A 14,237-nucleotide genomic window follows, 5' to 3' on the forward strand; every position below is an offset into this window, starting at 1 on the left:
TTTCAGATTTCACACTTTTGGGTTGTGAGTTCATCGACTTGCCGATGAAAGACCGGGCTCCGAGTGTCGGTGTATGCGTGGCTTGGGTGCGACTTTTGTCTATTTTTGTGGTGGGTTTGGTCATTTACTTTGGTTTCGGTGGAAGTATTGTCCAGTTTCGAATTGCGCGAGGAAGAAATGTCAGTCAACCCAGCCACCAAGTTTGCCTTGGATCCCCATAGTGCGGCTTTCGCCGCAGACCCATATGCCGTGTATGCCGCTATGCGGGCGATGGATACGCCTTACTATTGGGAAGAGGCGGATACGTGGATGTTGACCAAGATGGCGGATGTTGAGGCCGTGGCGCTCAACAAAACCATGTTGCGCAACAACGAAGCCTTTATCAGTGAAGCGGATCGCAAGGCGCAGCAGCGCGCGATCAACTTTCACGACATGCCTTTCCACGAGCGCTACGTGCAGGTGAACTTGTTGGAAAGCGAGGGAGCGACACACGACCGCTTGCGCAAAGTGGTTTTTCGGGAATTTACGCCGGCGATGATTGCGCGTCAGCGGGAGGCCATTCAGGCCTTTGTTGATGGCTTGCTTGATGACCTGTCCGAACAAGACGAGATTGATTTTGTCAGTGATTTTGCCGCGCATGTGCCAGGTCATATTATTGGGCGGGTACTGGGTGTCCCGGACGAGGATGCGCCAAAATTGCGGCATTGGTCCGAGGAGGTTGTCCGCTACTTTGACCCGGGGCGTGGCGACGCGGACAAGGCGCGTGCGGAACTTGCGACAAAGGAGTTCTACGAGTACCTTCTGGACCTGTTGGCCGACCGTGAAGCCGCGCCGCAGGACGACTTGCTCAGTCGTCTTATCGCACACCGCGATGCCGGGCAATTGAGCCAGGACGAGCTCATCTCTACGGCCATGTTGATCCTTATGGCGGGGCACGGGTCTACCATTGATGTTCTGGGTAGCGGCATGCACGCATTGTTGCGTTATCCAGGCCAACATCAAAGGCTTCGGGATGATGCATCGTTGATGAAAACCGCGGTGCAAGAGATGTTTCGGTTTGAATCACCACTGCCGTATTTTCATCGCTTTGCCACTGAAGAGACCGAGGTTGGCGGTAAGATGTTCCCGGCCGGAACACGTTTTGGGTTGCTGTATGGTGCGGCCAATCGCGATCCTGCACGGTTTGAGAACCCGGATGTGTTTGACGTTGGCAGGACGCCGAACCGGCATATGGCCTTTGGCGGCGGCGGTCATTTTTGTCTCGGCAACCACCTCGCGCGTTTGGACATGGATGTGATTTTCTCAACGATCAACGCGCGGTTCTCCGACATTGTGTTGACGCAAACAGATGTGGCGTACAAACACGGCCTTTCTGTGCGTGGACCACAAGCGCTGCGCATTGGGTGGAAACGAGCGTAAGAACAGGACAAGATTATGATTAAAATGACTTTTGTGCAGGCTGATGGCGCGCGGGTTGAGGCAGAGGCGGCGCTTGGCACTTCGCTGATGCAAGCGGCCGTAAATGCCGGTGTTGACGCGATCGCCGCAGAATGCGGCGGCGCCTGTGCGTGTGGGACATGTCATTGCGTGCTGCCTCAAGAGTGGTTCGAGCGCGTGGCTGCGCCGGAATCGGATGAAGTTGACATGTTGGAGTTTGTGATTGATCCGCAACCCACCAGCCGTTTGAGCTGTCAGGTTTTGGTCACAGAAGAGATGCACGGCATGGAGATCAACGTGCCGGATACGCAGGTGTGAGGGCATGCAGCCTTGGGCGCGTTTGATAGCTCGAGCATTGTTTTCAATGTTTCGCCCGCGGACCTTGACGTTTGGCCCTATGCCGTACCGGTGGCGGGGCGCACGGTTGCGCGGGGCGCAGATGGCATGGTGCGGCAGAACTATCACCAACATGTGTTGATCCTTACGCTAGGGGGCACAGGGGTTATCGAGGTTGGTGGCGCCGCATATGAGGCGAGGGCGGGCGACCTCGCATGGATTGATACCGCGCTGACCTATGCGCATGGCGCGGAGGCTGAAGAGAAATGGAGCTATCTCTGGATGGCCGTTTCAGGGCACGGGCTGGATGCCGTACGTCTGCAGTTGGGGTTTGATGCGGCACCGATCGAGAGTGGGTGTCAGGAATTGACTGGGGCATTTGACGCGGCTCTTGCCACGCTCTTTCGGGCGAACGCCAACACCCCCGGCGCTTTAAGTGCGTTGGTGGGCAATGTGCTCGGCAAGGTGTCCTCTTTGCGCTCAGTCAATCCTGTAGCCAGGGACTCATCGGTGGTTTCCAAGGTCGCCGAACAGGTTCGCAAAGAACTGGACCGCGCCTGGACCATTGCTGATATGGTATCCTTATCTGGCTTGAGCCAGTCCCAGTTGTTTCGCCGTTTCAAGGCAGAGACTGGCAACAGCCCGATGGGTTGGCTGCGTAAGGAGCGGATTGTTTTGGCAAGCTATGTGTTGCGCACTACGGAAAAACCGATTGCACAGGTGGCCTTGCAATGCGGCTACCAGGACCCGTTTCACTTCAGCCGGGATTTCAAACGGATGCAGGGCCTTTCGCCTCGGACGTATCGGGTTCAAGCGCAAGGGGAAGAGTGATCTGTTCCAGCTCTGGTAGCTGAATTGGCGATTTTTGCTTTCGCCCGCTGAGTTTGATTGAAAGCATGCTTTCCAAAGTGAAATAGGCGCGCATCATTCGAAACACCGTGTATTCGGGCAGGCACAAAATGGCGCGGGGCGTCTTGTTGATGATAATCGCCCCTAGGGCCACCAAGGTTGGCGCGCCGAGGATCACAGCGGCAACGGCCGTCCAAAGAGGACGCGGGCCGGTGTCGAAGGGCTCCAGTAATTCAATCAAACCAAAGATCACCAAGGGGATGCCCATGGTGCGCACGGCTGTATTCAGCAACATGATGGGCAAGACAAGCCAGCCACGCAGAGATGGGTTACGAAATTCCGTTGCTTCGCGGCAGCGCGCTGTGATGTGAAACGCGGAACGGAACCAGCGCATGCGCTGTTCGCGCATATGTGCGTAAGTCGCCGGGACTTCGGATTCGTAGCGCACCTGCGGGTCGACCTGGATGCGGTAACCCAACTCGCCAATGCGCATCGACATATCACTATCCTCGCCGTTGAGGCCAAAGGCGAAGCCGCCTAGTTTGCGCACCAGATCACTGTGGTAGACTGCAAACATGCCGGGGATCGCGACTTGGCCGTCAATCGCGGTGTTGGCAATGGCATAGTACCCATGATTGATCAGCACCTCAGCCAATCGAGCGCGCTCAAAGAAGGAGCGGCCACGGGTGTTGGGAACGCCGCCCAAGCACCCAAGGTGCGGATCGGTGAAGTGGCGTAAGGCAAACCGCAAGGAGTCTGGATCAATTTGAGTATCAGCATCGATCCGGATGACCAAACCAGTTGTCACAGCTGCAAAACCTGTGTTGAGAGCGTGCGCTTTGCCTGGGCGCGGTTCGTTTATGACAACCCCTTTGGCGTGCTCGAAGCGGTCAAAGGTTGTGTTGGCAACGTCAAACGTGCCGTCGATTGAGTTGTTGTTCACTACATAAACCGTGACCTGACCTGAGTACCTTGCGGCAGCCTTGTCGATGGCCTGCAGTGTGGCTGCGATGATGTATTCTTCGTTGTGAGCCGGAATGACAATTGTGACATCTGGCGCGAAGTCTCTCGCGTATTTTTCTTTCCGACGGTCCCAGACCGCCAGCAGATACATCATGAAAAAAAACGATGGCAGGAACAAGAACACCCCGGGGCCAAGACCGCCTAACAAAGCGCGGCCTCTGAGCCAGAAGACTGTTTGCAAATCCAACTGATTGACCCACCAGGACAAAATGCCTGCGAGGGCTACCAGTACCCAAAACCGTCCAAACGAGCGGAGGGGATGGGCTGGTGTCACGGCCATATGTACAGGCGCGGGCATTTCGCCCCAAGTGTAGAGACGGGCGGAGAAGATTGCGAAACCGATCAGACCCGTCGCGATTTGAAGATTGCGCAGAGAAATCGGGACATCGAATGCCTGCCAGAGAAAGACAGAAAACAGATCGATGGCGAGACAAATTGCCAGAAATGAAACGACCAGATCGGCAATGAATTTCAGGCGTACAATGGCGGAGCCGTTGGCGAACACCCCAAAACTCACAAAAAACGCCAGCAGAAAGTGGCGAATGGCGATAAAGTGTTGCCCGGGCACTGGCGCAAAGACCCAGTCATTGGCCGTGAAAAAGCTTCCGAGCAGCGCGTCGTTTTGCAGGACAATCAGGGATAGGGCGCCGAGCGCAGTAAAAGTGGCCAAAACCGCTGGCGCTTTCCAAAGCGGCACGCGGCCAGACAGTTTTGCGGGCTGGCTGTCCACCGACCAGTATTCGTTTTGGGAGGCTTTGGGTGGCTCGCTCACCGTATCTCCTAAAAAATGAACAAAAAAATCCGGCCCGATTGTTGTATCGGACCGGGATGGCGTTTGGGAAGTAATTATGCGGCGGGCTGCGCTTGACCAGCAAGCAAAGCCGCTTCTGTCACCACACCGGCGTGCTGGTCTTTGGTCCAGATCGAGGCCGCGGCGACGGTGGCACAGTCAAAGCGATCCGCGTAGCGCTCTGCGATCTCGACGGTTTCCTCCAGTAGTCCTTCTTCCAGCGTGGTGGGCTCCAGTCCCAGCGCGATGAAGCTTGCGTTGCTGACCCTAAGGTCGTTTTCTGCCGCTTCTTTGCGGGGGTTCTCGACCATGGCCACCTGTGCCCCGCTAATAGACGCCACAAGGCGTGCCAGATCACGAACACGGTGGGTTTCTGTCATCTGGTTGCGGATCACAACGCGCTCGCCTTTTGCGGGTGGGTTTTCGATCGCCAAGCGAATGCAGCGCACAGTGTCGCGAATGTGGATAAACGCGCGGGTTTGACCGCCGGTGCCGTGCACCGTCAGGGGGTGGCCGACAGCCGCCTGAACCAGGAAGCGGTTCAAAACTGTGCCGTAGTCACCGTCATAGTCGAACCGGTTGATCAGGCGTTCGTCCAGTTTGGTTTCGGGAGTTTGTGTGCCCCAAACAATGCCCTGGTGCAGGTCGGTCACTCGGATCTGGTCGTTCTTCGCGTAGAACTGGAAGAGCAGTTGATCCATGGATTTTGTCATGTGGTAAACGCTGCCCGGGTTGGTTGGGTAGAGGATTTCCCGCTGGTAGATGACGTTGTCATCGCCTGAGACCATGACTTTTTGGTAGCCTTCCGGGATTTCCAGGCCGTCGCCATCGTAACCGTAAACGCCCATGGTGCCGAGGTGCACAACATGTGTGTCCAGCCCCAGTGCCGCAATCGCGGCAAGCAGGTTGTGAGTGGCGTTGATATTGTTGTCCACGGTGTAGCGTTTCTCGGTCAGGCCGCGCATGGAGTAGGGAGCGGCACGTTGTTCGCCAAAGTGCACAACGGCTTCCGGCTTCAATTCGTCCAGTAGGGAGTGCAGGGCGTCAAACTGCTGTGCTGTGTCGATGTTTTCGAAGCGGATGGTATTGCCGGACACCTCTTCCCAGGCTGCAAGGCGATCTTCGATGGATGCGATTGGGGTGAGGCTTTGTGCGCCAAGGTCTTCGTCGATGCGCCGGCGGGACAGGTTGTCCACGATGGTTACGTTGTAGCCGCTGCGCGACAGGTGAAGCGATGTTGGCCAGCCGCAGAAGCCGTCGCCGCCGATGACAATGATGTTCTTTTCCATGGTAGTTCCCTCCAAAATTTTGTTTCGGTGTTGGAGAGATTTCGCGTTTCCCTTTGGGTTCTTTTGAAGTTCGCGCTTCATCTCATGAACCAAAGATGGGATATGTGAATGAGTTTCACTTAAGAATTTGAGACAGGATTGTCAGCAGATGTGCCAAAGTGGCACGACGCTTCAAATAATGTCTCAGCGGATGGGGGGCTAAAACGTCCAGCGGACGCCGGCGAGAAATGCCAGGCTGTCTTCATACTGGGCCGCGGAGTCAGAGTATTCGTATCTGCGAAGCAACGCATAAAGATCGACCTTGGGTGATTTTACTTTTTGCACCACCGCGATCCCGTAGGAACGGCTAGAACTGAAGGACACGGGAGATGAGCGGTTTTGATAGATGCTGTCGCCGTCATAGATGTCGACGGAGATGGCCGTCTGTCCTAGGTCGAACCAGCGGCCGATGTAGCCTAGTTTGCCGTAGTAATAATGTGCGCCGCTGCTCTCGTGTCCGGTTGCCATGGTGATGTTCCAGCCGCTGGGGCGGTGCAGGATGGATCCGGAGGCGATAAAAACGTTGGGACGCTCTTCTATCCAGCGCAGCGCGCCGCCTGCGCGGACGCGAAAGTCGCCGTGATCCCCATCGTACCGCAGGGACGTGTCTGCATAGAGTTGATCGTCGCTGTAAGAGAGTACTTCTTGACCGGCGGCAGCGACGAAGCGCCAGCCGTTGGTGATTGGCGCATCGTATCTCAGCCGCAGGCGGCGGGAACTGCCCATGGAGCGAAAAGCCTGTTTGACCCGTTTGTTGTCGGGGGTGTTTGCGCCTAGCGGAACCAGAAGTTGCCCTCCGGCAGCATCTTGCACCGGTGTCCCTGCAACTACAGTTGTGAGCGAGAGGTCCAGACCGGTGATGCCGTCCGCGGACATGGCCCCCTGTCCGATGGTGAACCGGCCATAGGTGTCGTGCACGAAACCAACCTCGAGTTTGCGAAGCTGCGTGCGGTCAAACTCGTAGTTGTCGTCGTGCGGGTCGTTGCGGTTGACGACATTGGTTTCTTTCCATTTTAGCGCAATTTCACCGCGCGCGTGCAACCGCCAGCCGTCGTTGAGAGGCGTGTCATAGGTGGCGCCGATCCTGGAAACAGACTTTGAATTGTCGACAAACCAATAGGTGTTGTCTGTTGGGCCATCATCATAGCTCAAGACGCCGCGGTTGATTTGGCCATAGAACGTGACGCCTTGTGGAGGCGCGTCATTCTGTTGTGACGCCGCAGATGTGGCGCTGCTGAGCAGAGCCGTAAGTCCAAGAGCTGTGATGGCTTTTTGCACGGGCCGCCCTCCTGAAGGTATCAGAAGGGATAGTGGCGGTCGTTTCAAGTATTTGCAGGACCGATCGGAGGCGAGCGCGTTGGTCCTGCAACAGAATGCTGAAGTCTTGGCGCTATAGTGTCTGCCAGGCTGCGTTGTTTTTTGACGACTGTTGGCAAGCGTGAATGAAGCGCATACCCGCGAGACCATCCTGAAGTCCTGGAACATCTTGAGCCGCTCCATGCTCGCCTGACAATTCGCGGGCGATGTCGCGGTAGAGGGTGCCGAAGGCCTCCAAATAGCCCTCTGGGTGACCTCCCGGTGTCCGTGACACGGCGTTCGCAGCGTTGTTTGCGCCGGCACCTGCACGGGTGATGCGTTGTTCGACACCGCCAATGGATGTGAAGATCAACTGATTGGGGTTTTCCTGCTCCCAAAACAGCCCGCCTTTGGTACCGTGAATGCGCAGTTTCAGCCCGTTTTCTGTGCCTGTTGCCACTTGGCTGGCAAAAATGGATCCGCGGGCGCCGGACGTAAAGCGGAGCATGATGTTGGCATTGTCGTCCACTTGTCGCCCACCGACAAAGCTGCTGAGGTCCGCGGCAAGATGGCTGGCCTGCTCGCCAACGACAAATGTCGCCAAATGATATGCGTGGGTGCCGATGTCGCCGATTGCGCCTGCGCCGCCGGTGCGTTCGGGGTCCGTGCGCCAGGCTGCCTGAACATTGTCGGGATCGGCGGGGCGGGAGAGCCAATCTTGCAGGTATTCTGCATGCACCAAGCGAAGGTCGCCCAACTCACCGTCTTCAATCATCGCTTTGGCCTGGCGGATGAGCGGTGACGCGCTGTAGTTGTGGGTCAGGAAAAAGCGTGCGTCGTATCCGTCGCAGTTCTGTGCAAAGGCTTCTGCCTGCGTCAGATCGGTGGTGAGGGGTTTGTCGCAAATAACGTGGATGCCGGCAGCCAAAAAGGTGCGTGCGATTGGCAGGTGCATATGGTTGGGGGTGACAATGGACACCGCGTCGATGCCGTCTTCGCGGGCGCTCTCAGCAGTCGCCATGTCCTCAAACGCGCTATAGCTCCGTTCCAGTCCCAACGAGTCTGCACTGCGCTGGGCTTTCTCGGGTGTTGAGGACAGGCAGCCAGCCACCAAATCCCAATGTCCGTCCAATCGGGCGGCCATGCGGTGCACGGCGCCAATAAAGGCGCCTTCGCCGCCGCCGACCATGCCAAGTTTCAGCTTTTGCATTTCAACTCCTACAAACCAAGCAGCGCACGGGTGTCATCGCGGCTCAATCCGCTGTCGGCGAAATCGTCAAACGCCTTTTCGGTCACGTTGATGATATGATCTGCGATGAAGGGAGCGCCTTCTGCGGCGCCTGTAGCGGCATCCTTCAGGCAGCATTCCCATTCCAGAACTGCCCAGCTGTCGTAGCCGTATTGCGCCAGTTTGGAGAAGATGCCGTTGAAGTCGACTTGACCGTCACCAAGCGACCGGAAGCGCCCGGCGCGTTGAAGCCAAGGCTGATAGCCGGAGTAAACGCCCTGACGGCCATCGGGGCGGAATTCGGCGTCTTTCACGTGATAGGCGGTGATGCGTTCGTGATAAATGTCGATGAACGCCAGGTAGTCGAGCTGTTGCAGCAGGAAGTGACTTGGGTCGTAGTTGATGGTGCAGCGCTTGTGGCCGTTGAGACGGTCAAGCAGCATTTCAAAGGTTGCGCCGTCAAAAAGGTCTTCGCCCGGATGCAATTCAAACGCGATGTCTACACCGGCTTCATCGTAGGCGTTCATGATGGGCAGCCAACGCTTTGCAAGTTCGTCAAACGCTTCCTCAATCAAGTCTGCCGGCCGTTGTGGCCAGGGATAGAGATAGGGAAAGGCCAGAGACCCGGAGAAACTGACAGACGCGGTCAGCCCCAAGTTCCGCGAGGCCTTCGCCGCTTTAAGCAGCTGGTCTTGCGCCCACTCTTGGCGCGCTTTGCCATTGCAATGCACCGCTGTGGGCGCAAAGCCATCAAATTGCTTGTCATAGGCTGGATGCACAGCCAGCAGTTGGCCCTGTATGTGGGTTGAGAGTTCGGTGATCTCCAACCCGCGATCCGCCAACATGCCGATGAGTTCGTCGCAATAGGTTTGCGACGAAGCAGCCGTGTCGAGATCAAAGAGCCGAATGTCCCCAGAGGGTATTTGAAGCCCTTTGTAGCCTAACCCCGACGCCCAATCCGCAATGGCTTCCAACGAGTTGAACGGCGCTTCGTCAGAGGCAAATTGAGCGAGGAACAGGCCAGGGCCTTTGAGATTTGTGGGCATCAGGTCTCCTCCAGCTCCATGATTGCAAAGGCATCGTCCGCGCCAAAGGGCGCTGGGCGGTCGCAGGTGCTTTGGATCGCGACAGTCTGGCCGGTGTCGCCGGATTGTAAGATCGCGCCCATGACCTCAACCACATGAAGGGCCAATTCATTGTTGCAGCGATGTTGGCGTCCATCGCGGATGGCGGCGGCCATATCTGCCAAGCCCGCGCCGCGGTAATTGGCATTGTCGCCATCATTGGGTTTGGAGAATGGGTGGCCGGTGGAAATCAGCGCTTCATCTTCGTCGCTCCGGACAAGCCGGAGTTGGCCTCCGAAGAAGTTGGGGTCCGGCACATAGAGTGTTCCGTCGAGGCCATAGATTTCCATGTTGTTGTGCTCATGGGATTTGACATCCCAGCTGGTGCCGTAGCTGATGATCGCCCCATCTGCGAACTTCAGGATCGAATGAACGGTTGTCGGTGTTTCAACCGGAATTTGCGCGCCATTTCGTGGACCACAGGCGATCGTGCGGTGGCTACGTGGGGTGCTGCTCATGGCTGTCACGCTTTCGACGGGGCCGAGCAATTGCACAAGGTTAGTCACGTAGTAGGGGGCCAGGTCAAAGATCGGCCCGGCACCGGGAAGGAAAAAGAAATCCGGGTTGGGGTGCCAATGTTCCATACCGCCGCTCATCACGTGGATGGTGCCCGAGGTCACTTGGCCAATCTCGCCGTTGTCCAAAATCTCGCGCGCTTTTTGGTGGCTGCCACCCATAAACGTGTCAGGCGCGGAGCCGATGCGCAAGTTGCGAGCTGCGGCCAGTTCAGAAAGCGTGGCACCCTCTTCTGCAGTCAGCACAAAGGGTTTTTCCGAATAAACGTGCTTGCCGGCTTTCAGGATTTCGCTCGATACCTCAAAATGCGCTGCCGGAATGGTCAGGTTGACCACAATTTCAATTTCCGGATCGGCCAGGAGTTCTTCAATGCTCAAAGCACGTAAGCCAAACTCGGCAGCCCGTGACTCGGCTGCTTCTGGATTCAAGTCGGCGCAGGCGACAACTTTGTAGTCTTTGAAAAACTGCCCCATACGCATGTAGGTGGTGGAGATGTTGCCGCATCCGATGATGCCAACTTTCACTGCGGTTCCCATGATCAAATGTCCTTTAGGTTGGCCATAGAGACAGATGCAAAACGCACGGCGTCGCTCGGATTGTCCTGTTCTGCAACCAGAATGGCGTTGGGGGCTTGATCGCGGATTTGACGGATCAATCCGGGCCAATCCATCACGCCTTCGCCAATGTCAGACCAGCCGTCTTCATCGAGACCTTCACCGTCTTTAGCGATGTCCTTGACGTGGACTGCGACAAGGCGGTCTGCATGTTTGGCTACAATCGGCGCTGGGTCCAGGCCTGCGCGGGCCACCCAGCCAAGGTCGGCTTCCCAGCCGATGTCTGGCGCGGTTTCCAGGATAATATCCATTGGATAGCTGCCGTCCTCTAGCGCTTCATATTCGAAGTCGTGGTTGTGCCAAGAGAAAGTCTTGCCAGTAGCGCGGACTTTTGAACCGATTTCGGACAGTTCTTTGGCAAAAGCTTGCCATCCGGCTTTGTCGGTGGGGCGTGCTTCGGCGACGAGGTAGGGGACGATCACGTGTTTGATGCCAAAGCTGTCCGCAAGCATCATGACGCCGTCAAAGTTGTCACGTAGGTCGTCGATGCCAAAGTGACCACTGGGCATGGTCAAGCCATTCGCTGACATGGCTTCCGCAAAGGAGTCAGGGTCGCCATAAACGCCACCGTAGCCCTCCACGCTGGTGTAGCCAAGTTCGGCTAGGTTAGAGAGAAAGGCCTCCTGGCTCGCGACATTGCGTGAGGAGTACAGTTGGAATGAAAAGCTCATGAAAGTCTCCAGAAATGAGCGTCAAAGACGGTTTTCAGTTGATTTGTCAAAGAGGGAACCCTGAGCGGGATCAAAGCCGATTTCGAGGGTGTCGTCTGCTGCCACGGTGGCTTTTCCGCTCATGCGGAAGCGGAATGGCGTTCCGGCAAGTGTGGTATAGATCAGCGTGTCTGAGCCCATCGGTTCCACCAGTTCCACGGTGATTCCAGCGGTGAAGGGCTGTTGATCTACATCTGTTCCAGTGATGACGGCTTCTGGGCGAATGCCGAGCCAGGCCGGACGCGCCGTTAGCGCGCCCTGCGAGGCGTCATATCCCGTGAGTGGGAAGTGCATGTCTGCGGAAAGGAACTCGCTACCGCCATCGGTGATGGAGCCCTCAAAGAAGTTGATCGTGGGGGAGCCGATAAAACCCGCCACATATTTGTTGGACGGACGGTTGTAGACCTCGGACGGGCTGGCGATTTGCTGCACAACACCACCCCGCATGATGGCGATACGATCAGCGAGGGTCATGGCCTCGACCTGATCGTGCGTCACGTAGATCATCGTGTTGTCGAGCTTCTGGTGCAGGAGTTTGAGTTCCACCCGCAAGTCCGCACGCAGTTTGGCATCCAGGTTGGACAGTGGCTCATCAAACAAGAACACGTCCACATCGCGCACAAGCGCGCGGCCGATTGCTACCCGCTGGCGTTGTCCGCCGGAGAGAGCGGCAGGTTTGCGCTTTAGCAATGGCTCAATTTGCAAGATTTCAGCGGCGCGGGCCACACGTTTGGCGATTTCCGGTTTTGGCACCTTGGCGTTTTTCAAACCAAACGACAGGTTTCCCTCCACCGACATCTGCGGGTAGAGCGCGTAAGATTGGAACACCATGCCGATGCCGCGCTCAGACGGCTCTTCCCAGGTGACATTGCGGCCGCCAATGTGAATTTCACCATCCGTGATGTCCAGCAGGCCAGCGATGCAGTTGAGCAAAGTGGATTTGCCGCAGCCAGAAGCCCCAAGAAGTACAAGAAACTCGCCTTCCTGGATGTCGATGTTGAGTTTGTCCAAGACGCGCACGGCGCCAAACTCTAGGGTGAGATCTTTTACGTTTACGTTGGTCATAGTCAGCCCTTTACTGCGCCAGCCGCGATGCCGCGCACGAAGAGTTTGCCGGAGGCAAAGTAGATGATGAGAGGAACGAGGCCGGTGAGCATGGTTGCGGCCATGTTGACGTTGTATTCTTTGACGCCCTGCACCGAGTTCACGATGTTGTTGAGCTGCACCGTCATTGGGTAAGTGTCCGGCTTGGTGAAGATCACGCCAAAGAGGAAGTCATTCCAGATGCCGGTGACTTGGAGGATGATCGCGACAACAAAGATTGGCAGCGCCATTGGCAACATGATCTGGAAGTAGATCTGCCAGAAGCCAGCGCCATCCACCCGTGCTGCCTTGAACAGTTCTTCAGGCACCGAGGCGAAGTAGTTCCGGAACAGAAGGGTTAGGATCGGCATGCCAAAGATAGTGTGCACAATCACCAGCCCCCAGATGCTGCCCATCAGTCGGATTTTGGTGCCGGTGATCGCGGAGAAGATGTCGCCGCTTTCCCGAAGCAAGATCACAATGGGGTAGATCATCACCTGATAGGGAATGAAGGCGCCAAAGATGAGGATTGTGAAAAACACCTCGGAGCCTTTGAACTTCCACAGTGACAGCGCGTAGCCGTTGACCGAGGCGATGGCGATGGAGATCACAACGGATGGCACAAGGATTTGCACCGAGTTCCAGAAGCCGCGGGACAGACCGTCGCAGTTGATGCCGGTGCAGGCCTCGGCCCAGGCTTTGACCCATGGCTCAAAGGTGATTTCCACTGGCGGGGCAAACACGTTGCCCAAGCGGATTTCTGGCATGCCTTTGAGCGAGGTGACAACCATCACATAGAGCGGCAGCAGGTAGTAAACGGAGGCCACAAACAATGTGCCATAAAGCATGATGTTGGTTGGGGTCATGCGTTTGCGAGGTTTCGTGCCGCGCGGTGTTGTTTTGGAGTTTACGGTTGCATCAGTCACGGCGCTTGCCTCCAAATTCGAGATAGGCCCATGGGATCAGCACAACCAGAACTGAAAGCAGCATCATGGTGGAGGCCGCGAAACCTTGGCCAAGGTTTTGAGATTGGAACATTTTCTCGATGACGTATTTGGCGGGGACCTCCGAGGCGATGCCTGGGCCGCCAGATGTTTGCGCCACAACGAGGTCATAGACTTTGATGATTCCGGCGGCGATCAGAACTAGCGCGGTCACAAAGATCGGGCGCATCATCGGGATGATGATGAAGATGTAGGTCTTCCAAACTGGGATGCCTTCAACGCGAGACGCTTTCCAGATGTCCTCGTCAATGCCGCGCAAGCCAGCCAACAGGATCACCATGATGAAGCCTGAGCCTTGCCAAATGCCTGCGATCAGGATGCCGTAGATGACGATGTTGGCATTGTTGAGTGGGTCAAATGTGAAGCTTTCCCAGCCCCATTTTTGAATGACGCCCTGGATGCCAAACTGCGGGTTGAGGATCCATTGCCAAACCAGTCCTGTCACGATGAAAGACAGCGCGAAAGGATAAAGAAAGATTGTGCGGAAAACGCCTTCGCCGCGGATTTTGCGGTCTAAGAGGGCGGCCAGGGTGAAGCCAATCACAAGGCTCAGCACCAAAGAGCAGATGCCGTAAATCGCGAGGTTCTCGATGGACACCAACCACCGACGAGTGCTCCAGAGGCGCTCATACTGGTCTAAGCCAACCCATTTGTCTGGCGCGGGCAGCAATTTGGATTTGGTGAAGGAGTGGTAGATCGTCCAGATCGTGCAGCCAATGAAAACCACCAGCGCTGTGAAGATCATCGGGATTGAGGCGAGTTTCGCCGTCATGTTTTTGAAAAGGCGGTTTGGTCGCTTGGAGGTTGTCCGTTGGGACACCACTTGCGCGCCATCAGTCACAGCCATGGCTCAGGTCTCCAGCCTGATGTGCCAAAAGGATTGGCTTGATCAGGTCGTT

At 56.4% G+C, this 14,237-nt stretch carries 13 protein-coding genes; 3 read left to right on the top strand and 10 right to left on the bottom strand.

Translation table 11 applies throughout. From position 1 onward, the window contains the following. Positions 1-177: 177 nt before the first annotated feature. Genes SIB92_RS00460 through SIB92_RS00470 form a run of 3 tightly spaced genes read left to right on the top strand, consistent with a single transcriptional unit; the run spans position 178 to position 2,604 of the window. On the top strand, positions 178-1,419 hold the full coding sequence (locus tag SIB92_RS00460; protein WP_412553967.1) for a cytochrome P450: 1,242 nt from the start codon (positions 178-180) through the stop codon (positions 1,417-1,419). 15 nt (positions 1,420-1,434) lie between these two features. Further along, positions 1,435-1,755, top strand: coding sequence for a 2Fe-2S iron-sulfur cluster-binding protein (locus SIB92_RS00465; RefSeq protein WP_412553968.1), 321 nt, complete (start codon positions 1,435-1,437; stop codon positions 1,753-1,755). A gap of 12 nt (positions 1,756-1,767) precedes the next feature. Next, positions 1,768-2,604, top strand: coding sequence for an AraC family transcriptional regulator (locus SIB92_RS00470; protein WP_412553969.1), 837 nt, complete (start codon positions 1,768-1,770; stop codon positions 2,602-2,604). On the opposite strand, the gene SIB92_RS00475 is transcribed toward SIB92_RS00470, so the two are convergent. The 10 genes from SIB92_RS00475 to SIB92_RS00520 form a co-directional block, all read right to left on the bottom strand. After that, complete coding sequence (locus SIB92_RS00475; protein WP_412553970.1) at positions 2,543-4,417, bottom strand: glycosyltransferase; 1,875 nt, start codon at positions 4,415-4,417, stop codon at positions 2,543-2,545. The two genes, SIB92_RS00470 and SIB92_RS00475, sit on opposite strands and share 62 nt — an antisense overlap. 74 nt (positions 4,418-4,491) lie before the next feature. After that, the gene (locus SIB92_RS00480; protein WP_412553971.1) at positions 4,492-5,724 is read right to left on the bottom strand and encodes an NAD-dependent epimerase/dehydratase family protein; all 1,233 of its coding nucleotides are present in this window, start codon (positions 5,722-5,724) and stop codon (positions 4,492-4,494) included. A 198-nt stretch (positions 5,725-5,922) separates the two neighbouring features. After that, positions 5,923-7,041 (bottom strand): porin, encoded by a 1,119-nt coding sequence (locus tag SIB92_RS00485; protein WP_412553972.1) that lies wholly within the window; start codon positions 7,039-7,041, stop codon positions 5,923-5,925. Between the two features lie 112 nt (positions 7,042-7,153). Further along, the gene (locus SIB92_RS00490) at positions 7,154-8,269 is read right to left on the bottom strand and encodes a Gfo/Idh/MocA family protein (protein ID WP_412553973.1); all 1,116 of its coding nucleotides are present in this window, start codon (positions 8,267-8,269) and stop codon (positions 7,154-7,156) included. Positions 8,270-8,277: 8 nt separating this feature from the next. Beyond that, the gene (locus SIB92_RS00495; protein WP_412553974.1) at positions 8,278-9,333 is read right to left on the bottom strand and encodes a sugar phosphate isomerase/epimerase family protein; all 1,056 of its coding nucleotides are present in this window, start codon (positions 9,331-9,333) and stop codon (positions 8,278-8,280) included. Beyond that, positions 9,333-10,463 (bottom strand): Gfo/Idh/MocA family protein, encoded by a 1,131-nt coding sequence (locus tag SIB92_RS00500; RefSeq protein WP_412553975.1) that lies wholly within the window; start codon positions 10,461-10,463, stop codon positions 9,333-9,335. The genes SIB92_RS00495 and SIB92_RS00500 overlap by 1 nt, the downstream gene beginning before the upstream one ends. 2 nt (positions 10,464-10,465) lie before the next feature. Then, positions 10,466-11,212, bottom strand: coding sequence for a sugar phosphate isomerase/epimerase family protein (locus SIB92_RS00505; RefSeq protein WP_412553976.1), 747 nt, complete (start codon positions 11,210-11,212; stop codon positions 10,466-10,468). 21 nt (positions 11,213-11,233) lie between these two features. After that, entirely contained in the window at positions 11,234-12,316 is a 1,083-nt protein-coding gene (locus SIB92_RS00510) for an ABC transporter ATP-binding protein (protein ID WP_412553977.1), read from the bottom strand. A gap of 2 nt (positions 12,317-12,318) precedes the next feature. Next, entirely contained in the window at positions 12,319-13,200 is an 882-nt protein-coding gene (locus tag SIB92_RS00515) for a carbohydrate ABC transporter permease (protein WP_412555777.1), read from the bottom strand. 52 nt (positions 13,201-13,252) lie between these two features. Then, positions 13,253-14,185, bottom strand: coding sequence for a carbohydrate ABC transporter permease (locus SIB92_RS00520; protein ID WP_412553978.1), 933 nt, complete (start codon positions 14,183-14,185; stop codon positions 13,253-13,255). Between the last annotated feature and the right edge of the window lie 52 nt (positions 14,186-14,237).

This window comes from Shimia sp. MIT1388 (genome assembly GCF_047124445.1).
Classification (GTDB): Bacteria; Pseudomonadota; Alphaproteobacteria; order Rhodobacterales; family Rhodobacteraceae; genus Shimia.